This window comes from Streptomyces sp. NPDC006430 (genome assembly GCF_040612395.1).
Classification (GTDB): Bacteria; Actinomycetota; Actinomycetes; order Streptomycetales; family Streptomycetaceae; genus Streptomyces.
In genome coordinates this window covers 221,839-245,606 of the sequence record NZ_JBEXQA010000003.1, presented here as the reverse complement: position 1 = coordinate 245,606, position 23,768 = coordinate 221,839, and the positions used below count along the sequence as shown (strand labels likewise).

General features: G+C 66.8%; 20 protein-coding genes and 2 pseudogenes. 18 read left to right on the top strand and 4 right to left on the bottom strand.

Features of this window, described 5'->3' with window-relative positions:
- Positions 1 to 11: 11 nt before the first annotated feature.
- Positions 12 to 428 (bottom strand): annotated as a pseudogene (locus ABZZ20_RS07010) (3'-5' exonuclease); the annotation flags it as partial.
- Between the two features lie 65 nt (positions 429 to 493).
- Here ABZZ20_RS07010 and ABZZ20_RS07005 point away from each other — a divergent pair.
- From ABZZ20_RS07005 to ABZZ20_RS06925, 17 genes are all read left to right on the top strand, one after another.
- On the top strand, positions 494 to 1,684 hold the full coding sequence (locus tag ABZZ20_RS07005; protein ID WP_356867594.1) for a site-specific integrase: 1,191 nt from the start codon (positions 494 to 496) through the stop codon (positions 1,682 to 1,684).
- 90 nt (positions 1,685 to 1,774) lie between these two features.
- On the top strand, positions 1,775 to 2,101 hold the full coding sequence (locus ABZZ20_RS07000; protein ID WP_356867592.1) for a hypothetical protein: 327 nt from the start codon (positions 1,775 to 1,777) through the stop codon (positions 2,099 to 2,101).
- Positions 2,102 to 2,136: 35 nt separating this feature from the next.
- A complete protein-coding gene (locus tag ABZZ20_RS06995) occupies positions 2,137 to 3,240 on the top strand; it encodes a site-specific integrase (RefSeq protein WP_356867590.1) in 1,104 nt (367 codons plus the stop codon).
- A complete protein-coding gene (locus ABZZ20_RS06990; protein ID WP_356867588.1) occupies positions 3,240 to 3,782 on the top strand; it encodes a hypothetical protein in 543 nt (180 codons plus the stop codon). The genes ABZZ20_RS06995 and ABZZ20_RS06990 overlap by 1 nt, the downstream gene beginning before the upstream one ends.
- Complete coding sequence (locus ABZZ20_RS06985; protein WP_356867587.1) at positions 3,754 to 4,956, top strand: hypothetical protein; 1,203 nt, start codon at positions 3,754 to 3,756, stop codon at positions 4,954 to 4,956. The genes ABZZ20_RS06990 and ABZZ20_RS06985 overlap by 29 nt, the downstream gene beginning before the upstream one ends.
- A complete protein-coding gene (locus ABZZ20_RS06980) occupies positions 4,953 to 7,151 on the top strand; it encodes a site-specific integrase (protein ID WP_356867585.1) in 2,199 nt (732 codons plus the stop codon). The genes ABZZ20_RS06985 and ABZZ20_RS06980 overlap by 4 nt, the downstream gene beginning before the upstream one ends.
- The gene (locus ABZZ20_RS06975; protein WP_356867583.1) at positions 7,148 to 7,615 is read left to right on the top strand and encodes a hypothetical protein; all 468 of its coding nucleotides are present in this window, start codon (positions 7,148 to 7,150) and stop codon (positions 7,613 to 7,615) included. Before ABZZ20_RS06980 ends, ABZZ20_RS06975 begins: the two co-directional genes overlap by 4 nt.
- A 263-nt stretch (positions 7,616 to 7,878) precedes the next feature.
- Entirely contained in the window at positions 7,879 to 9,063 is a 1,185-nt protein-coding gene (locus ABZZ20_RS06970) for a hypothetical protein (protein WP_356867581.1), read from the top strand.
- A gap of 205 nt (positions 9,064 to 9,268) precedes the next feature.
- Positions 9,269 to 9,805, top strand: a complete 537-nt coding sequence (locus ABZZ20_RS06965; protein WP_356867579.1) for a hypothetical protein — start codon at positions 9,269 to 9,271, stop codon at positions 9,803 to 9,805.
- A complete protein-coding gene (locus tag ABZZ20_RS06960) occupies positions 9,802 to 10,110 on the top strand; it encodes a helix-turn-helix domain-containing protein (protein WP_356867577.1) in 309 nt (102 codons plus the stop codon). The genes ABZZ20_RS06965 and ABZZ20_RS06960 overlap by 4 nt, the downstream gene beginning before the upstream one ends.
- A 170-nt stretch (positions 10,111 to 10,280) precedes the next feature.
- Positions 10,281 to 11,066, top strand: a complete 786-nt coding sequence (locus tag ABZZ20_RS06955; RefSeq protein WP_356867978.1) for an IS630 family transposase — start codon at positions 10,281 to 10,283, stop codon at positions 11,064 to 11,066.
- Between the two features lie 53 nt (positions 11,067 to 11,119).
- Entirely contained in the window at positions 11,120 to 11,413 is a 294-nt protein-coding gene (locus ABZZ20_RS06950; protein ID WP_356867575.1) for a hypothetical protein, read from the top strand.
- A gap of 1,059 nt (positions 11,414 to 12,472) precedes the next feature.
- A complete protein-coding gene (locus ABZZ20_RS06945; protein ID WP_356867573.1) occupies positions 12,473 to 13,129 on the top strand; it encodes a hypothetical protein in 657 nt (218 codons plus the stop codon).
- A gap of 43 nt (positions 13,130 to 13,172) precedes the next feature.
- Entirely contained in the window at positions 13,173 to 14,324 is a 1,152-nt protein-coding gene (locus tag ABZZ20_RS06940) for an ISAs1 family transposase (protein ID WP_356867571.1), read from the top strand.
- 338 nt (positions 14,325 to 14,662) lie between these two features.
- The gene (locus ABZZ20_RS06935) at positions 14,663 to 16,597 is read left to right on the top strand and encodes a hypothetical protein (protein ID WP_356867569.1); all 1,935 of its coding nucleotides are present in this window, start codon (positions 14,663 to 14,665) and stop codon (positions 16,595 to 16,597) included.
- Between the two features lie 79 nt (positions 16,598 to 16,676).
- The gene (locus ABZZ20_RS06930) at positions 16,677 to 16,991 is read left to right on the top strand and encodes a hypothetical protein (RefSeq protein WP_356867567.1); all 315 of its coding nucleotides are present in this window, start codon (positions 16,677 to 16,679) and stop codon (positions 16,989 to 16,991) included.
- Positions 16,992 to 17,141: 150 nt separating this feature from the next.
- Positions 17,142 to 18,641, top strand: coding sequence for a S1 RNA-binding domain-containing protein (locus ABZZ20_RS06925; protein ID WP_356867565.1), 1,500 nt, complete (start codon positions 17,142 to 17,144; stop codon positions 18,639 to 18,641).
- A gap of 9 nt (positions 18,642 to 18,650) precedes the next feature.
- Here the strand turns inward: ABZZ20_RS06925 and ABZZ20_RS06920 are convergent, their stop codons facing one another.
- The 3 genes and pseudogenes from ABZZ20_RS06920 to ABZZ20_RS06910 form a co-directional block, all read right to left on the bottom strand.
- Positions 18,651 to 19,364 (bottom strand): 3'-5' exonuclease, encoded by a 714-nt coding sequence (locus tag ABZZ20_RS06920; RefSeq protein ID WP_356867563.1) that lies wholly within the window; start codon positions 19,362 to 19,364, stop codon positions 18,651 to 18,653.
- Positions 19,365 to 19,450: 86 nt separating this feature from the next.
- Positions 19,451 to 19,759 (bottom strand): annotated as a pseudogene (locus ABZZ20_RS06915) (exonuclease domain-containing protein); the annotation flags it as partial.
- 81 nt (positions 19,760 to 19,840) lie between these two features.
- The gene (locus ABZZ20_RS06910) at positions 19,841 to 21,127 is read right to left on the bottom strand and encodes an SAV2148 family HEPN domain-containing protein (RefSeq protein WP_356867561.1); all 1,287 of its coding nucleotides are present in this window, start codon (positions 21,125 to 21,127) and stop codon (positions 19,841 to 19,843) included.
- Between the two features lie 287 nt (positions 21,128 to 21,414).
- Between ABZZ20_RS06910 and glgX the strand changes: the two genes are divergently transcribed.
- Positions 21,415 to 23,529 carry a glycogen debranching protein GlgX gene (gene glgX / locus ABZZ20_RS06905; protein WP_356867559.1) on the top strand — a complete coding sequence of 705 codons (2,115 nt, stop codon included), beginning with the start codon at positions 21,415 to 21,417 and terminating at the stop codon, positions 23,527 to 23,529.
- Positions 23,530 to 23,768: the final 239 nt, after the last annotated feature.

Below are 23,768 nucleotides of genomic sequence, written 5' to 3'. Positions count from 1 at the left end.
CCGAATCGGCGCTACGCCGGCACCAGTGCACGCAACGGCCAGGCCGGATCGATCACCGCGTCCGGCGTGCCCTGTCTGCGCAGGTACGACTGGAAGTCGCGGGCCCACCGCTCGTGCCACGTGCCCTGGCGGGCGTGCAGGGCGGCCGGGCTGAGCGCCGCCACTTCCGGGTGACGGGCTGCTACCGCCCGGGCCACCTGCACCGCGGCCAGCGCGTCCGCGCCCGCATCGTGCGCTGCATCGAGGGTGACCCCGTACACCCCGCACACCGCCTCCAGGGTCCGCTTCCCGCGCCGGTAGCGGTCCACGGCACGGTCGATGGTCAACGGATCCACCACCGGCCCGGTTTGGGGCCCGCCCAACCGGTCGGCCAGCGAGGGCAACCCGTGCCGGGCCAACTCGGCCGTCAACAGCGTCAGGTCGAACGCCTTATCCACGCACGACCGTGTCTCACGATCTCCCCTGTCGTTGATTGACCAGGGGGTGCGATCAGATGGAGATCTTCTTCACGGACCCGGATGCGCTGGAAGCGGCCGGGGTAAGCGACGCGACGAAGGCGCTCGCACGGCACGGATTACATGCCGGTGCACCGTTCATCCTCAGCGATGACGGCAGCTACGACGTCCAACTCAACCGATTCCTGTGGTCCCTGCCGACCCTCGGGGTGAGGTCGGCACATTCCTGGCGTGCCTACGCTCTGGACCTGCTGACCTGGGGACGGTTCCTCCAGGAACACCGCGGCAAGACCCTGTGGCACGCCGACCGTGACGACGTCACCGCCTTCCACCGAGCCCGGCGTGTCTCTCCCGACCCGACACAGGTCGTCTCGGCCTCGACCTGGAACCGGGGCGTCGCTGCCTTGGACAAGTTCTACACATGGGCGGTGGACGAGGCCCTGGTCGAGCGGACACCGTTCAAGCACTACGAGGGCTCGCGGCGCACTGGCTCCGGGCAGCAGGTACGCGTCCGCAACAACCGCGCGGCAGAGAAAGCCGCCAAACGCGGGAACGTGAAGTTCCTCTCCGTTCCCCGCTACGCGGCCTTCCGCGACATCGGCCTACGGGGCCAGCTGCGGACGGGCACCGCCGATTCGAGCTTCCGAGGCCGCAATGCGGAGCGAAACGTCGTCATGGCCGAGCTGCTGGTCACCACTGGCTTGCGCATCGAGGAGGCCGCTTCGCTGTGCTGGCCGGAACTCCCGGCCCTGGACAGCCAGAGGAACACGAAGAGCGTGCCGTTCGACCTGGCGCCGCCGACAGCCAAGCGGGACAAGGGACGCAAGGTCCTCTTGCCCCATCGAGTCCTGCGCGCCGTGGCCGACTACGTGGAGATCGAGCGCTCCCTAATGCTGGACCGCTGGCGTGCCCGCGGCTGTCCGCTGCCGGCCGGCGCAGTGGTGGGGAGTCAAGCCGACCGGCGAGGTGTGCGGGTCCCCATGAAAGACGGCAGGCTCCGAAGGGTCCCCTGGTCACGTCTGCCGCCGGCACTCCGATCCCGCCTGTACCTCGTTGACGATCAGGGCCGTTCCCTCGGCCCGGCGTGCGTCTGGCTCGGCCAGGAAGGGCGACCTGTGTCTCTGTCGGCCTGGGAGTCGGTCTTCGTGCGGGCCTCGGAGAGATGCCGTACGCGCGGGATCGACGTCGACGCCACACCCCACGTCCTCAGGCACATTGTCTCTGCTTAGTTTCCGTGTGGCGATTGACTGTGGCTGAGCAGTTGACCAGGGTGTTTGGGCTTTGCGCTCGGCTGTGTGGTGTTTCTACTGTCAGCGCTCATGATCCTGAACTTCTTCTCGTCCCGGGGCTGGCAGTCCTGGGACGTTGAGCATCGGCCGTTGATCCCCGAGGGGATGCCCGTGCTCGTCGACGACGACCTGCACTTTGAGGACGGACCGGCTGCGCCGCGTCCGACGGCGGTGGTGAACCGGTGGCTGCGTGAGCTCCCGGCCAGCGGGGCGCCGGCGCCGAGCTCGTGGGAGAACTACGCACGGGTGGTCAAGGAATGGATGGAGTTCCTGGCCGAGCACGGGGTGGGGCTGTTCGACTCGCGGGTACGGCTGAAGGCCGCGTTGAGCCGGTACGCCGAGCACCGGGCCCGTTGAAGGCCCGGTTCGCGGCGACGACGTGGGGCCAGCACATGAGCATCCTGTCGCTTTTCTACCGGTGGGCGATGCACGAGGAGTACGCGACGGCCGAGCCGTTCACCTACCGGGCCGCGCGGGCTCTGTTCGCCGGGACCGGCCGGAAGGTGAAGGTGAATCTGGCGGTCCGCCGCACTCCGAAGCCGCATGTGACGGTCAAGTACCTGGAGCCGGACTTCACTGAGCTGTTCCGCAAGGGGCTACGCGGGCTCGCCCCGGACGGCTCGCAGGACACCGGTTTCCACGGCCGGGAGCTGACCCGCAACGCGGCAGTCGGAGATCACGCGTTGGCCACCGGGATGCGGCTGCAGGAGTTCACCTACCTTCTGCCCTGGGAAATCCCTGCCCTGCCGCCGGAGCCGACTGCGGTCCCCATACCGTTCCCGGTGCCGGCCGGGATCACCAAAGGCAAGAAGTTCCGCACCACGTGGACTTCTTACGAGGCTCTGGCCGGGCTGCACGACTACCTCGAGCTGGACCGGGCCGCCACGAAGGAAGGCTCACTCTGGCGGCCGCCACGGCGATGGGGTGAACCGCTGATGGTGACCGAGCCGGACGCCCGGGGAGGGCTGATCAACGGGGTCCGGCGTCCCTGGGACTCGCTGACTCCGGCAGAGCGGCGTCGCCTGGTCGCCCCGGAGGGCGGTTCGTGCCTGCTGGCGGTGAAGAACGGCGGTGGTCCGTTCATGGCCTGGGCCACGGTCTTCGAGCGCACATCGGACCGGATACGGGCCCGTTTCGAGCCCCGGTTCCCGCACGTCTGGCCCCACCGATGTCGCCACACTTTCTCCATGAGGACCTTGGAATACCTGGTCACTGGGCACTACCGGCAGGCCGCGAAGCTCGTGCGGGACACCGATGCCGACGCCGCTTTGGCTTTCTACTTGAGCAAGGCCGACCCGCTGCTGGTGCTTCGTGATCTTCTGGGGCACTCCACTGTCCTGACCACGGAAAAGTATCTTCGCCGCCTGGATACGACGCGCATCTACCGGGAGGCATACGAGGGAGCCGGAGCCGCTGCCGGACTGACCGAGGAGGCGGCAGCCGAGCGGGAGGCCGCGGCCGAGTTCGACGTCGAGACCGGGGGCGGTGGCGTCTGATGCCGACCATGCTGATCGACGAACCCCTCGGCCTGACCTGCGTGTTCAGCGACGGCAGCCGCGCGGACTACACCCTGGACGGACTGCCCAACCCGGATCTGGCCCGGGATCTGGCCATCGGTCTCGTGGACCTGATCCATCCGCACGGCACCGCGGACTCGGAGGGCACTGTCAACTTCTACGTCCAGTCCCTGCGGAGCATGGTCCGCACCCTCGCCGCTCAGGGCTTCACCGGTGGTGCCGCTGAGCTGCGGCGAGGGCAGTTGGCCGAGTTCTGGATGTCCAGCCCGTCCAGGCTGGAGGCCATGACCCGCAGTCTGCTGGAGGGCTATGCCCAGTGCGGCGGCATGCTCGGAAAGGGGGTGCTGGAACTCGCTGCCGGGCGGCACTTCAACATTCAGCCCTTCCGCCAGTCGTTGCCGCCCTATCCGGAGGAGGAATGGCAGCGGCTGACCGAGGTCTGCCGGACTTTGGTCGACGATTCGTACGCCGCCCACCGCCGAGCCCTCGCGGATGCCGCCGGCGGCCAGCATCCCCTTTGAAGGCGGCTGGAAGCCGGGGAATCTGCGCTGGCTGCTGGCCCGGGTCGGGCCGGTCAGCATCGGCGAGTTCGGCCAGCACCTGGAGGTCTCGGCGGCGGTGGTCCGCAATCGTGGCGGCTTCCACGACGCGACTCGGGCCGTCTTCCCGCACCTGGAGGTGCTGATCGCCTACCGGCTGCTGTTCGGCATCTACTCCGGCATCGTCCCCGACGGCATCGCCGAACTGGTGGTCGAGGACATCGACTGGGCTGGTGACTCGACGGTCCTCCTCTCCTACATCAAGCGCCGCACCGCAGCGGAGAGCCTGAACCTGCCCCGCCGGGCGGTTCGGCTGCTGGAGCAGTGGCTCGCGCACTCCGCACTACTGCGGACCTTCGTGACGCCGGAGGAAATCCGCACACTATGGGTGGGAGTGAGCCGGGCCGGCGGGTCCCGCCGCGTCCGCGGGATCGACCGGGTCGCCGTCCAGCGGTGGGCCCTTCGCCATGCGGTCACCGGGAACGACGGACAGCCCCTGAAAATCCACCGTTCGCGGATCCGTACCACCCACGAAGCCATGCGGGACAGAAGCAGCTGGACGGGCAGCGGGCGGGCGACGATCGATCCGAATCACACCCCGGACGTCGAAGGCGATCACTACCTCACCGCCACCACCCCAGCCCAGCAGCACGCTGTCGAGACGGTGATCGAGGACGCCCAGCACGACATGCTCCGCCGGGCTCATCCGCCCACCGTGATCACCGACGAGGACGCGGCCGCGCTGGCGGACTGCTACCCGCAACTGGTCGCGGAGCTGAACCTGGACGATAGCGTGATCGCCGAGCTGGTCGGCGGACAGCGTGATGTGTTCACCGCCGCCTGTGGGGACCAGCTGTCCGGGCTGCACGGCCCAAAGGGGAAACCCTGTCCGGCCCGGCCCTGGGTCTGCCTGCTCTGCCCGCTGGCTGTCTTCGCTCCCCGGCACGCGGGCAACCTGTTGCGGCTCAAAGCGTTCTTCTCGCGGCAGTGGCAGCAGATGCCCGCCGCTCACTTCATGGCGGTCTTCGGCCCCTATGCCACTCGCATCCAGCAGGTCCTGGACCGCTTCGACCCTGCCGTGCTCATCGCGGCGGCCCGTCGGGTCGAGGACCAGGACGACGAGATTCCCCTGCGGCCCGAGGAGATGACCGCGTGACCACCGCCCTCGCCGCTGCCGCTGCCTTCGACGGCCGATCCGCGGTCTTCGCCGGCGCCGATGTCTGCCGCGAAGCCGGATTCACGCTCCCCGAGGGAACTGGCCGTCCGGTGTTCGAGGACGCCGTCTGGGACTTCACCGACGTCCTCGGACTGCCCGTCCAGCTCGCCCTCTGCACCCGCCGCTTCGACTTCGCCGAGATCGCCGATGAGCGGTGGCGGCTGGTCGGCAAGGAACTCGTCCTGGCCATGCTCGCCCCGCAGCACCCGGCGGTCGCCCTGCTGGCCCGGGCCCATCGCACCGTCCTGCACCTGACCAGTTGCGCGGGCCGTCTGGACGAGCTCATCCGATTCTGCCGGTGGCTGTCCGAGCACGGGGTGTCGAGCCTGGCGCAGATCGACACCCATATCTGCGATGCCTACATGGCCCACCGGCGCTATGTCCTCGACGAGCACGGCGCGGTCGTCGGCGAGCAGAGTCCGGGAACCCGACGCACGGCCGCGCAGGTCGTCGTTGACCTGGTCAACTACCGCGAGCTGTTTACCGCTGATCGTGTCCCGGCTGATCTGAGGCCCTGGGGCGGGGCCACTGCCTCGGCAATCGCCGAAATGCCCAGCGGTCGGACCGAGAACAAGACCCAGCCCGTCGACGATGCCGTCATGCAGCCGATGCTCGCCGCCGCCCTGTTCCTGATGTCCTCAATGGGACCGCACGCTGTTGAACTCGCCTGGCAGATCCGGGAGGCGGACAAGCTCTCCGCCCGAAAAGCGCGAGGGCTCCGCGCGGTCCACGTGGCCCCGGAGACCGAGCTCGCCGAACTGTTGAACGAGTACACGGATACGTGCACAGCCTTGCCGATGCTCGCCGACCACCACGTCGCCGACCGGCTTGCCAACGGCTGGTCCCCTGATGACCCGCTCCTGGCGGTGGCCACCGGAGTCCTGGCCCGGCAGGCCGGGGTCACCCAGTTCGAGGCCCGGTGGATGCACCACCTGCGCGGCCCACTGGTGGACGCGGTCGCGTCGGTCGGGGTGAAGGAGGTCTTCGCCCGGGACGCCGCTGAGATCACCACGGCGGACACTTCGTCCGCATTGCCCTGGACCTTGCCGCTGCACCGCCTCCAGGCCGTCGCTCTGGTCGGCATCGTCCGCACCGCCTCGATGATCGTGCTTGCCGCGGCCTCCGGCATGCGGGCGAGCGAGCTGATGGAGCTTCGCATCGGCTGCCGGCTTCCACTCGAAGAGCCCGTCCCCGGGCTCACGCGCTACCGGCTCGCCAGCAAAGTCGTCAAGGGACAGCCGCTGGGCGGCACCGACGACGAATGGGTCGTCATCGAGCCCGTCTATCGCGCCGTCGAACTCGCCGAAGACCTGCACGACGACCACCAGGACGGCGCCCTGCTCTTCGGACGGTTCGCCTTCTCCGTCCGCTACAAGTGGTTCCGCAACTGGGTCAACTCCCCGGCGGGGCACCGCCTCGGCCTCGCTCCCATCCCCGATGGACAGGTCAATCTGAGGAGGCTGCGTCGCACGCTGGCCCTGGAAATGGCCTACCGGCCGGGTGGCGTGCTGGCCTCCAAACTTCACCTCAAGCACATCGCAGTGGCCACTACAGAAGGGTATGCCTCCCGCCCTGGCGGGGCTCAGGCCAAGTTGCTGGCCGAGGTCAACAAGCACGAGAGCGACCGGAACCTGGACCTGGTCCTGGAAGAGTTCCGGAACTACCAGCAGGGCATTCTCCCAGCTGGCCCCGGCGCCCGGAGCCTCACCGAGTTCTTCGCCAGCATCGACGAGCAGCTCGACCCGGCAACAGCAACGGCACCCAAGACGCAGCGCAGTGACCGTGACGTCCTCAACCTGCTGACCAAACGCGCCAAGGTCCTTCACCTCGGGCCCGCGAACTACTGCTGGTTCACCGACCCGTCCCGGGCACTCTGCCTCAAACTGGCCGGCACCCCGACAGCCGACCGTCCCCTGATCGGGATGTGCGACTCCGCCCGCTGCCCGCAGGCCACCCATCATCCCTGCCATCGCCCCGTCTGGGCCGAGCACGCAGAACGCACCGAGACCTTCCTCGGTCAACTCGGCACCACACGCAAGACCGAACGCACCCGGCTCCAGGCCGACTACGACCGGGCCCTCCGCGTCGTCGCCGAGATCGACACCGCCAACACCGCGCACGAGGAATCCTCATGAGAATCTCCGCAGCCCAGCGGACCGAGAACGAAAACCGCATCCGGGCCGCCATGGACCGTCTCCTGCGCGGTGAGATCCCGCCCGGCGGCAAGTGCGACATCAAGACCCTCGCCCGCGAAGCCGTCGTCGACCGCACCGCGTTCTACGGCACCCGCCCCTACGCTCACCTCCGCGTCGAGTTCGACCGACGCCTGCAGGCCCTGCAGCAGGCCGGGGAGATCCCGGACCCGCGCGAGGCCCAGATCGCCCGGCTAAAAGCGGAGGTCACCACGATGAAGGAACGGCTGTCCCGCTCCGAGAGCACCATCGATGCACTCGCCGAGTTCCGCACCCAGGCCCTCGCTCGGCTCGCCGCCCAGCATGAAGAGATTGTTCAGCTTCGCGCCGCTGCCGACGGGACGAACCCCATCACCCGACTCCCATCAGCTCGAACGACAACGATCACCATCGGGTCGTGCAGCTGAACTACCCGCTCCATCTACCCCAAATCAGCAACCCGCTCTCCTGATCGCGAGTAGGCTCTTAAATGAGGTCAGCGACCCAGGGCGGCTTCGCCGCCCGCCGTGGGGCAGGTAAATGGGCGCGCCGGACACACCGTGGCCCTTGATCAACACTGCATCGCGGGGGCGGCAACGCAGGAGGCGGAGGTCAGTTGGTCAGCTACCTGCGGTTTTGCCCACGCCGGTTGGTATTTACGCGTCAGAGGACCGAGCGACCTGGAGCTCGCATGACAGCGGTCAACGGCATTTACCTTCCCGGCTGGGAATATAATCGGATGCTTGCGGATGATCCGCTTGAGCCTCGAAACAGTGCCCTGCCTGGTGCCGTTTTCTGGAACGGTGCCGCTCCATTGTGGATGTTTGAGAAGGTTTACTGCACCAAAGAATCGCTCGAGAATGAAAGATTTGCCGCTCAGGAACTTGGCTGGGCTACGAGTAGGATTTTTGGGCAACTTGCAGCAGGCATTAGCGGTGCTGGACCGATTCTGGAGCCCGTGGACTGGAAGGCGTGCGGGAAAGGACCTTGTGATCTCCTCAGCCAAATCCATGTAGACTTTCGCAGGGACAACCCGGATCGTCAGATACGGCATTGGATAGACACGGCCAATGATCCGGAGCTTGAGCGAATCAATTGCGCCATCCTGCAACCGATAGCCACTTCGAAGCAGAGCATTGTTGCTGGGTCCATGAGCGGATTGCGTCACTGGCTATCGCCAGCAGTGACCAGTCCTGACCTCGATGCCGCAGGACGCCAGGAGCAAGTGCGGAAACTCCTCTCATTGATCAGCGATCCAATCTCTAGCGCGCAGTCTCGCAACGGTGTTCAGCTTGTGAGACATCCACGAGATTGGGATCCGATGGCTCTCGCCAGGCAGGACGCGGTCAAGGGGAGGGTTGAAACGCCATTCATCCGCGACTTGCAGGCCGGAGAAGGAGATTTCGCTGGGGAAAGAGGATACGAGCCATATATCCTTAACGTTGCCACAGAGCGAGCTGCATATCGAGATGTCGATTCTCCGCTTCTCGCGGATTGGGAACAGAGCCTACCTCGCCTTCTGCGACTCCGAGATGCGGCAAGCAAGCATCTCTGGCCAAAACTGCACAGCGACTGGCTGCCGGCACTTCTGAGAGAGGATCCGGAAGCTGTCAAGGATTTTCCGCGATACATCAAAAGCGCCTTACTCTCGCGTCATTTCGCAAACCTTCTGAACCTCAACACTAAGCAAGTATTCGGGGTGATCTCGGCCGCACTCGCGGCAGTAGCAGTAAAGGAGCCTTCGGTTCGAGAGATTGCCGCCTATTTCAGTACTGGATCTGGAGCTGTCGCGCTTTTCAGTGAACGTCGAATCGCCCCTAATGTCGGACCCCTTGCAGTGTTTTACCAAGAGGCGTTTCGCACTCTTCGGGGCTAGTGTCTCGTGATTGTGTTGGTGTCACCTGGACCAGGTTCTCAAACCGTACGTTGACCAGCGTGTTTGGGGAGATCTGCGGGGACATGAACAGGATCGCGAGACAGTAGGGTGGATAAGTCGACTGCTACGAGAGCACGCGCACCGGCGTTACACCTGGCCACGCTGACCAGCTGTAGCGGAGACAACCCGGAACGAGCCGAGGAGCATGGTGGATATCTGGTCTGCAATCAGCGCAATCGCGGCATGCTTTCAGACGGTCATTTTGATCGCAGCCTCCTACTATGCGCTCAACCAGTTCAGAGAAGCTCGGCGGGCTCGGGAGCTCGCGATCCTTATGCCGCTCAGATATGAAATAGACGGGGCTGAGTCACGGAAGAACCGTTATGCGCTGTTCAATGAACTGCCGGACGACCTGACCTCCCTGGCGCGCGAACAAGACCTTGTCGTCGACCAAGTGGTGGTCGAGTATGACAATCTGGGGAAGCTGGTACGCGCGGGACTCGTCAAGTTTGAGGTTCTCGCCGGTCTGTATTCCACCAGTGCCGAACGTTGTTGGCGGCGGGTCGCCCCGTGGGTGGAAAAGGAGCGACTTCGACGCAACGGCGGACCATACGCGGAGCCCTTTGAAGAGTTCGCAGAGCGCTGTATCGCTTACAACTCGCAAACACATGCCGAGGGGCAGCACCCGTTCAAACGTGCTGCGAGGCGCTCCAGGGCAGATGGAGTGACTAGTGTCTCGTGATCCTGTTGGTGGAACCTGCGGCCGTCCTGTTCGTTGAGCCTGGTATGGATCTCTCCTCTGAGCAGGTGGCCGATCTGCGGGAGTTGGCGAATTCTCGTCACGTGACGGCTGATGTGGCGTTGCGTGCGCGGATCGTGCTGTGGTTGGGCGAGGGGCGGCGGCGTAAGGACGTTGCTGAGCTGGCGGGGGTATCGCCGGTGGACCGGTGCAAGGCTCGTTATTTGGCCGAGGGGCTGGCGGGTTTGGAGGAGAGGCGCCGCGGGGGCGGACGCGATCAAGTGCCGCCGCGGACGCGGGCCGCGTGATTGCGTTGACGAATATGACCCCGCCGTCGGATTCGGGGCTGTCGCACTGGTCCACGCGGACGCTGGCCGATCATCTGAAGCGGCGCGAGGGCATCTCGGTGTCCTGACATTACGTCGCCCGCGTCTGACGGGAGGAGAATCTCAAGCCGCACCGGAACGGCACCTTCAAGATTTCGAAGGACCCGGCGTTCGCGGACAAGGTCGCCGATGTCGTCGGTCTGTACCTGGCCCCGCCGGGAGGCGCGGTGGTGCTGTCCATCGACGAGAAGACGCAGATACAGGCGCTGGACCGGACTCAGCCGGTACTGCCGGTCGCCTTCGGTGCGGGCGAGAAGCGCACCCACGACTACGTGCGGCACGGCACCACGAACCTGTTCGCCGCCCTCAATGTCCATACTGGCAGGGTGACCGGCGAGTGCAAGGCGAGCCGGAACAGGGTGAACTTCCTCGCCTTCTTGAAGAAGGCGACCAAACCGCAGGCCAGCAAGGAGATCCACGTGGTGCTGGACAACCTGTCCACCCACACGACGCCGGAGGTGAAGACATGGCTGGAGAAGAACCCCCATATCCACTTCCACTTCACTCCCGTCGGTTCCTCCTGGTTGAACCAGATCGAAATCTGGTTCGGGATCCTGACCCGGCAGTCCATTCGCCGGGGCACGTTCTCCAGCGTCAGCGTGCTGGTCAAGCAGATCCGCGACTACATCAACTCCTGGAACGAGAACGCCAATCCGTTCACCTGGACCGCATCCGTCGAGGAGATCCTCGCGAAGGTCCGCCTCGTCCAGACCAACGTGAAGAAACTCGTCAATAACAACTCAAACTGGCACGATCAGGATCACGAGACACTAGGCCGCCCGAGCGTGTGGTCTCCATCACGTCAGCGCTTCCGCAATGCAACACGACCCTCTGTCATGGTTGCGAACGCAGCAGCGGATTCCGACCCTGCTCAATGACCACACGAGTCCACCTGCACACGGCTTCTGCGGACACAAGGCACACCTTCGCCGTGCATCTGCTGTCTGCGTTGATCCAGGAACAGATCGGCTCGGTGGAGAAGGGCGAGATGAGCGACGGCGTGTACCGACGCATCATCGGCGACCCACTCGATCACCTTCGCCGTCTGTTGGGGCATTCCTCGATCACCACGACGTACATCTACCTCGGCTGTACCGACCAGGCCCAGGCTCTGATCGACGGCGCGGTGGATGCCTGGACGTCCGAGGTCGTAGACACGGCACATCACGTGTCGCATGAGATCGACGACTCCTCTGCCCAGGCACCGGGAGCGAACCCGTGGTAGGCCGGGGGCGGCGTAAGGCACGATTGAACGCACCCTCATCCCAGTTCGTCGACCCGGCTCCGGCCACGCTCGGACTTCTGAGGTTCGAGGTCGCTTTCCCGGACAACCGGACGGCCGTCGTGGACTGGACCCGGGAGCCGCAGCAGCGGCTGTTGGGGGCTCTAGGAGCCGAGTTGGCGGCTTCGTGCGACGTGGGGCAGGGAACTGGTTCACCGCATACGCTCCGCAATCGCGCGCGCTCGTGCCTGCTGTGGGTGCGGTGGCTCGACTCCACGGAAGCGATGAACATCCGCGTCAGTGACCTCCTTCCGCACCACCTCGACGGATTCGAGAGCCACCTCCGGGAGGGCCATCCAGTATTCTCCCGGACGCCCTACGCGCGTATCGCTGACGTCGTGTGGATCTTGCGTCGACTCGGCGAGAAGGACCAGGGACTATCCCCCTCGATGCTCCGGAGGCTCTCCTACACATCCACTGGCCCGGTCGGCTCCTATACCCCTCGCGACGCCTACTCGCCGCACCTCGTCGAGCAGCTACGCACTGCCGCACGTTCCGATGTCGATAACGCGGTCCGACGCCTGACGCTGGACGGGCCGGCGCTCCTGGCACTGGGGCAGGACCCGCGGATCGCAGGCTGGGACTCCGACCCGAATGTGTTGTGGGAAATCTCCCGGACCCACGGGACCTTCACACGGACACAGTTGGCCGATCTTGTCGGCACGGCACTGGCTAATGCGCACACTCCCGGCCGTCTTGCACCCTTGGTGTACCCGACCAGCCGCGACGTGTTCGCTCTGCTCCTGCTGTTCTGTCTCGAAAGCGGCATGGAGGTGGAAGCGGCCAGAGAGCTGACCGCCGACTGCTTGAAGAATCCCAACCGGGGCTATGTGCAGGTCGAATACCTCAAGCGACGGCGGCACGGCCAGGAATGGAACACGATCAGGGTCCGGGACGGTTCATCCAACTCACCCGGCGGGCTGCTTCGGCTGGCCTTGCGGCTCACAGCGCCTGTCAGAGAGGCCACCGGCTCGCCGGCGCTTTGGCAGTTCAGAACGAAGGATGGGATCGATCCTGTCCGCCGGACTCAGCGCTGGAGCTGCGTCGAGTGCGGCTCGGAGCTTCGTCTCGACACACCGGCTCACGGATGCCGGGAAACCCTTCGACCTGCGACTGTCGCGACTTCGGAAGACACACAAGGCCGCTGTCTACAAGGTGACCGGCGGCAGGATGTCGGCGTTCGTGCAGGGCCATTCGCCGGACGTCGCCGCGGCGCACTACGCAGACATCCCCTCACTGCGCGCTCTCCACGAACAGGCCGTGGCAGACGGCCTGCAGGACGCACTCGCCGACGCCCAGACTCCCGCGATCCTGACGCCGGAAGAGGAAGAGCGACTCACTCAACAACCGGCGGATGCAGTTGAGTTGCTTGGGATCCCGGCCGAGCAACTACCGCCACTCCTATCCGGCGAATCCGACCTGTGGTTGTCGTCCTGCCGCAGCTTCTTCGACTCGCCTTTCGGCGTCAAGGGCAAGCCCTGCCCAGTCTCCTTCTTCGCCTGCCTGGGGTGCAGTAATGCCGTTATCACCCGAAGGAAACTCCCAGCAATCCTGGCCTTCCTCAACCCAGGGGTGTTTCAAAGTCCTGGTGATCACGTGAGTCCGCAGGTCAGAGCGGTCCGGCCGGTCCCGTCACGTACGCAACGAAGCTCCGGTTGAACGGGGTGACCTTCCCAAGTCGCCCTGAACCACCGGAGCTTCGATGTACCGTCAGTCTGCCACCGTCTGTCTCGTCAAGTCGCCTGCTCTGGAGGGTGTGGTGGGACTCTCGCTGGTGGAGCGGTTGCGGGTGCTGCCCGATCCGCGTCGGCGGCGCGGTGTGCGTCACCCGTTCGTGGCGGTGCTGCTGGTTGCCGCCTCGGCGGTGGTCGCCGGCGCTCACTCGTACGCGGCGATCGGCCAGTGGGCCGCGAGCGCTCCGCAGCACGCCCTGGCCCGGCTGGGTGCCCGCGTGGTGGGCGCGCTGGGGGTGCGGGTCGCACCGAGTGCCGCCACAATCCGACGGGTCATCGGCCGGGTCTGCCCCGGCGGCCTGGCTGACCTGACCGGCGCCGATCCCGGGGGCGCTCGGTCGCTGGCCGTGGACGGCAAGACCGCCCGAGGCTCCCGGCACGGCCGGACGCCCGCCGCCCACCTCCTGGCCGCGATGACCGGCGACGGCCGGACCGTCACCCAACTGCGGATCCCCGACAAGACCAACGAAATCACCTGCTTCGCCGCGCTGCTGGAGCCCTACGACCTGACCGGGGTCACCGTCACGGCCGACGCCCTGCACACCCAGCGCGGTCACGCGCGTTTCCTGGTGGAGGAGAAGAAGGCGCACTACCTGCTGGTGGTCAAGGCCAACCAGCCCGGGCTGCACCGCCGGCTGCGGTCGCTGCCGTGGAAAGACGTCACCGCACGGCGCTATGACCGTGAGGTGGGCCATGGCCGCAAGGAGACCCGCGTGACCAGGGCCCTCACCGTCACCGGCCTCGGCCCGGACTTCCCTCACGCCGTCCAGGCCGTGCGCATCCTGCGTCACCGCACCGATCTCAAGACCGGCAGGTGCAGCCGGCAGACCGTCTACGCGATCACGGACCTGACCTCGCATCAAGCCTCGCCCCAGCGGCTCGGCCAGCTCGCCAGGTCACAGTGGACCATTGAGAACCGGCTTCACTTCGTCCGCGACACCGCCTTCGGCGAGGACGCCTCGAAGATCCGCACCGGCCACGGGCCCGAAAACATGGCGACACTGCGCAACCTGGCGATCAACACCCTCCGGCAGCACGGACACCGCAACATCGCCGCCGGCCTCCGCCACGTCTCCTACGACCCCTTCAACCGGCCGCTGGACCTGCTGAACATCCCCTGAACAGGCCGTCTACGCAATCCCCAGGACTTTGAAACACCCCTGTTCCTCAACCACATCCAGACTGAACGGGCCAAGACACCCGCAGCGGAGTGGGACGCGCGGTTCGGCAACGCTCACCAGCAGATTCTGCAATTGATCATCCCGAGGTTCAGCCAGCGTGACGTGCTGGACGCCAGGGCAATCGCCGAGTCTTCCGAACGCCTGCTCTTTCTTCCCCACAACCTGTTAGGAGGCCACTGATGCCCGCACAGCCTCTTCCACGCAGTGTCACCGCCAGCCGTCCTTCCGACGCGACAGCCGTACTGTCCGGACGCCCCCTCACCGCTGATCCATCCCTCATGCCGCGATTCGGAGACCGCGTCTGGAATCTCGCGGTCGCCGGGCATGCCGGGAACCGCTACGCCAGCGAGTTCTTCATCGACTTCGAGTCACTCAGCGATGTCACACGGCGCGAGGCGGCGCGCGAGTTCCTGTTCTGGAGACTCAACACCCGCCCGGTTCGCGGTCCCCTTCCGTCCATCTCGACAGTGTCGGCTGAGTGGTGGAACCTACGATGTTTCCTCCGATTCCTCGACTCCGAACACGACGGGCTTCGCCTGGACGCCGTGACACAGCCGGTTCTCGATTCCTACCTGGTTCACTGCCGGGCCGAGAAACTGATGCACAGCGGCATGCGTCACCGCCTCCAGGTCATCCCACGCCTCCACCTCGCGGCAGAGGCCATGCCGACGGACGCACTGGCGACCAATCCCTGGAACGGCCGCCCCCTCACACGCATCATCGGCGGCCCGGTCGTCAGCAAGCACGAGAACCAAACGCCCCGAATCCCGCCCCAGGTCATCGCCCCGCTGGTGCAAGCGGCCCTGTTCTACGTCCGCACCGCGGCATCGGACATCATCGACGCACGTGCGGAGCTGATGGAACTGCAAGCCAACGTCCATGAGATCCACGGGCAGTCACTCGCCCGCCTGGACCGCTACCTCGACGACCTCGCAGCCGACGGGCGAGGTGTCCCGGTGCTGGACGGCACCGGTCTCCAACCTCACCTGGCCGGTTCACCCGCCTACACGTACATCATGCGAAAGTCGGGAGCAGGACGAGGGGTCGCCAGCGGCTCCTACGCCAACCACATCGTGAGCGCACTGGAGCGGCTCGGGCCCGAGCCCGGCGGCATGGACACACCCATCACTCCACATCCGCAGACCAGGCGTCCGTGGCGAGACAGATTCAGCCCTCCCGCCGTTTCCCATGAGGAACGGCTCCTGCGGGCCGCCTGCTCCATCCTCATCGCCTATCTGTCAGGCATGCGCGACTCCGAAGTCAAAGAACTCCGTGACGGCTGCCACTACACCGAGCGTAGTGCTGACGGCGTCGTCGTCCGGCACAAAGTGCGCTCGCAGCTCGTCAAGGGCGGGCGAGGCACATCGGAGAGCTGGATCGTCATCGAACCCGTCGCACACTCCATCAATGTCCTGGAACGCCTGCCCCACCGTGACCTGCTGTTCTGCCGGCCGGTAGCTGGCCGTCCGCATTCGACGATCTCCGCCAACCGCATGAATGACAACCTCAACGAGTTCCTGGCGCGCTGCGCAGACGTCGGCTACCCGGTACCCGATGTCGATGGGGAACCGTGGAATCTCACGACCCGCCAGTTCCGCAGGACCGTGGCCTGGCACATTGCACACCGCCCGTTCGGCATCGTGGCCGGGATGATTCAGTACAAGCATCTCTCCGTGGCCATGTTCGAGGGGTACGCGGGCACTTCCTCCTCCGGATTTCGCGCGGAGGTAGCTGCTGAGGAGGCGCTGGCTCGCTTGGCCGATGTCGTCGAGCGCTATGAGGATTTCAAGGCAGGCGTACGCTCGACATCCCCAGGCGGACCACGGACCGACAACGAGTTCGCGCGTGTCCAGAAGGAGCTCCAGGACTTCCCGGGCAGGTTGGTCGATGAGCGCCGCCTGCACGCCATGCTCAAGGCTTCCGCTCGCACCCTGCATGTCGGCACGCTCAACGACTGCTACTACCAGCCCGAGACCGCCCTTTGCCGCACACCGAGCGGCGAGGACCGACCTCTACTCAACAGCTGCCGTCCCGATCGCTGCGGGAACTCGACCATCACGACCCGGCATCGCAACGGTTGGAAAGCAGCACGCGGAGACACCGAGCGCGCGCTGGCCTTTGTCGGCCTGTCCGATCTCCAGCGAACGGCTCTGCGAGGGCACCTCGACGACGTCACCAAAGTGATCGAGGGTATCGACAGTGCCAACGACTGACGCAACCGAATCAGCCCTCCAAGCGGCTTCCGAACGCCTGCTCCGAGGAGAGCCCACCCGTAGCGACGGTTCCCTGACCGTGGCCTCACTCGCCGTTGAAGCCGGCGTCAGCAGAGCCAGCGCCTACCGCTACCCCCATGTTCTGGCAGAATTCCGAAACCTCGTAGCCGATCGAGAAGCAGCAGCCGCACCCTCAGCCTCCCTCCGGCAGGAGGTCCAGGCCCTGAAGGGTGCCGAGCGTCGGCTCCGCCAAGAGCATGCGCGCGAGGTGCGGGAGCTGCGCTCCTCGATCAACGTCCTCGCACAACAGGTTCAGCTCCTCACGCTGGAAAACCAGCGTCTCTCCAAGGCAGCCGACCGAAGCGATCGTGTTACTAGCATCGACCGCCGCTGATCGATTCGGCCTGATGCGGCACGTTATCCCGCTTGCAGAAGGTGATCTCGATGGCCATCCTCGAAGGCGGCGATGCGCCGGCCCCCGCCCTCGCTCCCGATCAGGAGATCGACTGCTGAGCGAGCATCGTCAACAACCACGGGGAGCAATGTGCCGCCTTTCATCTACCGGATCACCAAGTACGACCCTGCCGACCGCGACGAGCACGGCAGCTATATCGGCGCTGAGGACTCGACCAGCGACCACGGGCCGGCCGAGGCTGCATATCTGCAAGCGATTGCCGCCTTCGCCGAGGACACCGGAATCGACCATCTGGCCATTCGTGAACCGGGGATCTCCGGCCTCGCCCACTTCGGCCTGGAGCCGACGATCGACGGCCACGGCCTTGCCGGGCTCTTCCCGCCCGACCTCAGCGGGTTCCACGACGGTGCAGAGGTGCCCGTCTCCCTCGGTCTGGAGCTGGTCAGGGTCATGCTCCGCGGCAACGGTGCCTGGTGCCGTCTGGCGGTGGAGGATAAGTTCGACGTGCAGGTCGGTTGGGACCAGTACGTCTACGTCAGCAGCGACAAGCGCTGTGAACGCGCCGTTGCCCGCACCCGGGCTCTCGGTCTCTTCCCGGAGCGGCTGGAGGCCTCGCTCTACGACGCGGACTCCGACGAGCCCGGCGTGCAGCGGCCCGCCGACGAGGACTTCTGGGCCCGTCTGCGCTGGTCCATAGCCGTGCGGCACGCAGCGATATTGGAGGAGGGGTACCTCCACAATGCCTCCCGCTGGCACCGCCTCACCGAAGACACACTCGATGCGGTACGCGCCCGACTCACCCCGCGTGCCCAGTTGACCGTCTGGCCTGACCTGTCCACCGATGTCGACGCGGTCCTCGCCTCGCTTCCCGACGAAGGTCCGGTGGAGTTCGTATGGGAGGACGAGAACGGGGCTCTCTCCAGCACGATGGCCGACGAGTCCGACTACAAGGAGCTGGCCGCCCGCGTGGCAGGCGCCCGTGCTGCCACGGCTCTGTCTTTGACCCTCGACGAACGCCACCCGCTGTTCACAGCGGTCCTGCCCGACAGCGACGGCGTCTTGCGAGCCCGGTGGAGGACCGAGCCGACGCCGAGTGACCGGAACTGGGCCTTTCTGAAGACTCTCCACCGCGGGCAGATCTGCACCGGCACGGTCACGGAGATCGCCAGCTTCGGTGTGACCTTTGTGGACATCGGCGGCTTCACCGCGGTGATCAACATTCCCGAGCTGTCCTGGCGCCGTTTCGATCACCCCTCCGACGTCGTCAGTGTCGGCCAGGAGATCTCGGCCGAGATCCTCGACGTCGACCTCGTGAGGGAGCGCGTGTCACTGTCCCTGAAGGCATTGCAAGAGGACCCAATGCCGCAGTTCACTCAGCAGGTCGGCCAGATCACGAACGGCGTCGTGACCAAACTTGTCCCGTTCGGAGCCTTCGTCCGTATCGAAGACAGAGAGGACGGCCTCGAAGGCCTGGTGCACCTTTCCGAGCTGGCAGAAGGACGTGTGAGCCGGCCCGAGGACGTAGTACAGGTCGGAGACACCCTCACCGTGAAGATTCTGGACGTCGACCTTCCACGACGTCGGATCACCCTCTCCCACCTGCAGGCTCTCGCGCCCGGAGAGTGCTGACCAGCGCGGTCATCGCCTCCGGGGAATGAGAGGCCAGGCCGGCTCGACGACTGCCGTCGGATCCGCGGTACGCCGCAGGTAGGCCTGCAAAGAGGCCGACTGTTCAGCCGCCGCGCGCACCTGAAGGCCGTGCAGATCCGCCAATGGCATCAGGCTGACGGGCTGATGCTTCTCACCTATGCGTCGCACCACGCGGGCGGCGGCCAAGGCGTCGGCACTCGCATTGTGCGCGTCATCGAGCGACACGCCGTAGTGAGTACACAATGCGTGGAGAGCCCTCTTGCCCTTCCGGTACTTGTCGATGTGCTTGTCGATCACCAGCGGATCGATGACGGGCGAAGGCACGCTGCCCAGCCGCTCGCTGATCGACTCGATCTCGTAGCGCCGACACTCGCGGTCCAGCAGCGACAGGTCGTAGCGTGCGTTCATCACCACCAAAGGCGTCCCCGAGCGCAGCCCCTCGGCGACGACCTGCGCGATCTCCTCGATGGCTGAAGCAGCCGGTACCCCGTGCTCGCGAGCGTGTTCCGTCGAGATGCCATGGATCGCCGATGCCTGCTCGGGTATGGCCACGCCGGGATTCAGCAGCCAGGTCCGTTCAGCCGAGACGGATCCGTCCGGATCCAGCTGCACGACCGCCGCCGTCACAATGCGGTCGGTCTCGACGTCGGTGCCCGTGGTCTCCAGGTCGAAGGCCACCAACGGCCCACTGATCCAGCTCATCACGCGGCCCTCATTCCGGCGTGGGCTTCCGGTCGGCGCCGCGCCTCGCCATGAGACACGTGAGACGTGCCTGGCGTGCGGGGATAAAACGCCGCGTTGTAGGCCACGACCACCGCGCCCCGCCGCCAGTGCTCCACCAGCGCCTGCGCGACCTCGTCCGCCACCTCGCGCGCCGGGCGGCCCTCCGCCACGGCCCGCTCCGTACTGATCCCGTGGATCGCCGAAGCGCCCTCCGGGATCGGTATCCCCGGATCCGCGAGCCAGCCGCGCCGCTCGCGCACCTCGCCGCCCCGTACCTCGACCAGCGCCGCCGTCACGATCCGCGACTCCCCCGGCTCCGTGCCGGTCGTCTCCAGGTCGAATCCGATCAGCACACCGCCGGGCCAGGCCTCCATGTCGCGCCGGTCCTCCACCCCGTGTCCCTCCCCCGTACACCTTCGGTCAACGACTTTCAGCCTGCCACGGGGCACTGACAGTCATGACACCGGGCGGGAGTCCTCCCAGATCGACTCGAATTCCTCCCGGTACGTCGGGAACAGGCCGTGCTCCGTGTCCCGGGAGGGGCCGCGGGCACCGTCGCCGCGCAGGACCAGGACCGGCGCCTCCATGCCGCGCGCCCGACGCAGGTACGACTGCACCACCGCGATGCCCGAGGACTCGCCCTCCACCAGGTACGCGGTGAAGCGCGGGGTCTCGTCGAAGACGTGGATCTCGAACCGCGAGGGGTCCCGCAGCCCCGCCCGCACCCGGCGCACGTGCAGGATGTTCATCTCGACCGACCGGCTGAGCTCGCCCTTGCGCAGGCCGAGCTCCCGCTCGCGGCGTTTGACCGCGCTGCTGGCCGGGTTCAGGAACAGCAGCCGGACCCGGCAGCCGGCCTCGGTGAGGCGGACGAGTCTTCGGCCCGAGAAGTTCTGCACCAGCAGGTTGAGGCCTATGCCGATGGCGTCGAGCCGCCGTGCGCCGCCGAACAGATCCTCCGCCGGGAGCTGACGCTGGAGCCGGACCCGGTCCGGGTGGACCGAGATGACGTCCGCGTACCGGTCGCCCACGAGGTCCTCGACCGCGTCGATGGGCAGCCGGTCCGCCGACGGGGAGCCCGCGCCGCCGCCCAGTACCTCCAGCAGCCGGGCCGAGGCCCGCTCCGCCTGTTCCAGCACCGCCCGCGACAGGGCTCGGTTGCGGGACACCACGTTCCGCGTGACCTCCAGCTCGTCGAGGGCCAGCTCGATCTCGCGCCGGTCGTCGAAGTACGGCTCGAAGCACGGCCAGTGCTGGACCATGAGCTCGCGCAGCTGCGGGAGCGTCAGGAAGCTCAGCACGTTGTCGTCGGCGGGGTCCAGCAGGTAGCCCTTGCGCCGGCTGACCTCGCGGACCGCCACGGCCCGCTGGACCCATTCCTGGCCGGCCGGCCCGGCGGCTGCGACCACCCAGTCGTCCCCGCCGTGCACGGGCTCGTAGATCGGCCGCAGCACCGCGCCGACGACGGCGCGCAACCGCTGCTCGATCAGGTTCAGCCAGATGTAGGCACGCCCGGCCCGCTGGGCCCGTGTCCGGACCTCGCTCCACGCGTCCGCGCCCCAGTCCAGCTCGGCGCCGGCCCGTACGCTCCCGACCTCCGTCGGGGCCAGCGACACCGCCCCGGCCGGAACCCCTGTGGGTACCCCGCCGGGTGCACCACCGGGTGCACCTCCTGGGGCGTCCGCCGGGCCGCCCTCGTGACCGCTGTCACCAGGGGGCAGCTCCAGACCTCCCGAGCTCACCCGTACACCGCCTTCTGCGTCTGGACGCCCGTCTCCAGTGATCACGGAAGGGTACTCCGAGCTCGACACCCGGTGCAGCCCGATGGGCCTTACACCGGTTGCGCGTTGACCCATTATCGGATGCCCGCATAGTCCGCTGACCCGCATATCAGCTCTCCGGGTCACCCGGTAGGAGCATCCCAAGTCCCCGCGTAGGGGCCCACTTTCGGGGAAGATCTGGCCATGACGTGGTCCACGCCGGATCAGCACGAACTTCAGCACGACACCGAAGGGAAGAGTCGTTACCTATGCAGGTCTGGCCGGGACAGGCGTATCCGCTCGGCGCCACGTACGACGGCGCCGGCACCAACTTCGCGGTCTACTCCGAGGCCGCCCGACGCATCGAGTTGTGCCTGCTCCACGACGACGGCTCGGAGACTGCCGTCGAACTGCGCGAAACCGACGCCTTCGTACGCCACGCCTACCTGCCCGGCGTGATGCCCGGCCAGCGCTACGGCTTCCGCGTGCACGGGCCGTACGAGCCCGAACGAGGGCACCGCTGCAACCCGACCAAGCTGCTGCTGGACCCGTACGCACGGGCCATCGCCGGGAACGTGGACTGGGGCGAGGAGGTGTACGGCTACCACTTCGGCCGGCCCGATTCGCGCAACGACCTGGACTCGGCGCCGCACACGATGAGTTCGGTCGTGGTCAACCCGTACTTCGACTGGGCGAACGACCGCTCGCCGCGCCACGAGTACCACCACACCGTGCTGTACGAGGCCCATGTCAAGGGCCTGACCATGCGTCATCCCGACCTGCCCGAGGAATTGCGCGGCACGTACGGGGCCCTCGCGCACCCGGCGGTGATCTCGCACCTGACCAAGCTCGGGGTGACGGCGCTGGAGCTGATGCCGGTGCACCAGTACGTCAACGACCACCGGCTGGTGGACGACGGACTGAGCAACTACTGGGGCTACAACACGATCGGCTTCTTCGCCCCGCACAACGGCTACGCCTCCGGCGACCGCGGGCAGCAGGTGCTGGAGTTCAAATCGGCGGTGCGGGCGCTGCACGAGGCCGGGATCGAGGTGATCCTCGACGTGGTCTACAACCACACCGCCGAGGGCAACCACTTGGGTCCGACGCTCTCCTTCCGGGGTCTCGACAATGCCTCGTACTACCGCCTCGCGGACGACCCCCGGCACTACATGGACACCACCGGCACCGGGAACTCGCTGCTCATGCGTTCCCCGCACGTACTGCAGCTGATCATGGACTCACTGCGCTACTGGGTCACCGAGATGCACGTGGACGGCTTCCGCTTCGACCTCGCGGCCACGCTGGCCCGGCAGTTCCACGAGGTGGACCGGTTGTCCTCGTTCTTCGACCTGGTCCAGCAGGACCCGGTGGTCAGCCAGGTCAAACTGATCGCGGAGCCCTGGGACCTGGGCGAAGGCGGCTACCAGGTGGGCAACTTCCCGCCCCTGTGGACCGAATGGAACGGCAAGTACCGCGACACCGTACGGGACTTGTGGCGCGGGCAGCCGCGTACGCTCGCGGAGTTCGCCGGACGCCTGACCGGGTCCTCGGACCTCTACCAGGACGACGGACGCCGCCCGCTGGCCTCCATCAACTTCACCACCTGCCACGATGGTTTCACCCTGCACGACCTCGTTTCGTACAACGAGAAGCACAACGAGGCCAACCGGGAGGGGAACCGGGACGGGGAGACCCACAACCGGTCCTGGAACTGCGGCGTCGAGGGGCCGACCGAGGAGCCGGAGGTCCTGGAGCTGCGCGAGCGGCAGATGCGCAACTTCACGGCCACGCTGATGCTGTCGCAGGGCGTGCCGATGCTCAGCCACGGCGACGAGTTCGCGCGTTCCCAGGGCGGCAACAACAACGCCTACTGCCAGGACAACGAGCTGTCGTGGGTGCAGTGGCCGGAGCCGGGCAAACCGCCGCCCTCCCTGCTGGAGTTCACCCGGCGGATGGTGTGGCTGCGGCGCGACCACCCGGTGTTCCGGCGGCGCCGGTTCTTCCACGGGCGGCCGGTGGAGGGCACCCACGACGAGCTCTCCGACATCGCCTGGTTCACCCCGCACGGGGAGCCGATGCGGGCCCGCGACTGGCAGGCCCAGCAGACGCGTTCGCTGACCGTGTTCCTCAACGGGGAAGCGATCTCGGAGCCGGGCGCGCGCGGGGAGCGGATCACCGACGATTCGTTCCTCCTGATGTTCAACGCAGGTCCCGATCCGCAGGAGTTCACGATCCCGGCCGGGCACGGAGCGCAGTGGCGGCTCGTCGTGGACACGGCGCGTCCGGACGTGCTGCCTCCCGGCACCGGGCCGCAGCACGCGGCCGGGGACCGGGTGGCGCTGACGGGGCGGTCGCTGGTGGTGCTCCAGCGGCCGGCATAGCGGGCGGGCCGGGGGCCGGGCCCGGGCGGCGCCGGCGGGACGGCGGTCGCGGCGACCGGGGCGGTCGCCGGCCCTCCCGAAGGGTCCGCGACCCGGGCGCCCCCGGCAACCGGCGATCCGGCCCGGGACGGGACGGGTCCGAGGCCCGTCCGTCCGTCCGGCGGGGAAGGAGCCGCACCAGCGCGCCGCCGTCACCCGGATGCATGGGGTAATGGCACGGAATCCGGCAAGGTGGGTAC

Coding starts and splice junctions, on each gene's coding strand:
- ABZZ20_RS07005 (WP_356867594.1), top strand. CDS start 494: ATGGAGATCTTCTTCACGGACCCGGATGCGCTGGAAGCGGCCGGGGTA.
- ABZZ20_RS07000 (WP_356867592.1), top strand. CDS start 1,775: ATGATCCTGAACTTCTTCTCGTCCCGGGGCTGGCAGTCCTGGGACGTT.
- ABZZ20_RS06995 (WP_356867590.1), top strand. CDS start 2,137: ATGAGCATCCTGTCGCTTTTCTACCGGTGGGCGATGCACGAGGAGTAC.
- ABZZ20_RS06990 (WP_356867588.1), top strand. CDS start 3,240: ATGCCGACCATGCTGATCGACGAACCCCTCGGCCTGACCTGCGTGTTC.
- ABZZ20_RS06985 (WP_356867587.1), top strand. CDS start 3,754: ATGCCGCCGGCGGCCAGCATCCCCTTTGAAGGCGGCTGGAAGCCGGGG.
- ABZZ20_RS06975 (WP_356867583.1), top strand. CDS start 7,148: ATGAGAATCTCCGCAGCCCAGCGGACCGAGAACGAAAACCGCATCCGG.
- ABZZ20_RS06970 (WP_356867581.1), top strand. CDS start 7,879: ATGACAGCGGTCAACGGCATTTACCTTCCCGGCTGGGAATATAATCGG.
- ABZZ20_RS06965 (WP_356867579.1), top strand. CDS start 9,269: ATGGTGGATATCTGGTCTGCAATCAGCGCAATCGCGGCATGCTTTCAG.
- ABZZ20_RS06945 (WP_356867573.1), top strand. CDS start 12,473: ATGGGATCGATCCTGTCCGCCGGACTCAGCGCTGGAGCTGCGTCGAGT.
- ABZZ20_RS06940 (WP_356867571.1), top strand. CDS start 13,173: ATGTACCGTCAGTCTGCCACCGTCTGTCTCGTCAAGTCGCCTGCTCTG.
- ABZZ20_RS06935 (WP_356867569.1), top strand. CDS start 14,663: ATGCCGCGATTCGGAGACCGCGTCTGGAATCTCGCGGTCGCCGGGCAT.
- ABZZ20_RS06920 (WP_356867563.1), bottom strand. CDS start 19,364: ATGAGCTGGATCAGTGGGCCGTTGGTGGCCTTCGACCTGGAGACCACG.
- glgX (WP_356867559.1), top strand. CDS start 21,415: ATGCAGGTCTGGCCGGGACAGGCGTATCCGCTCGGCGCCACGTACGAC.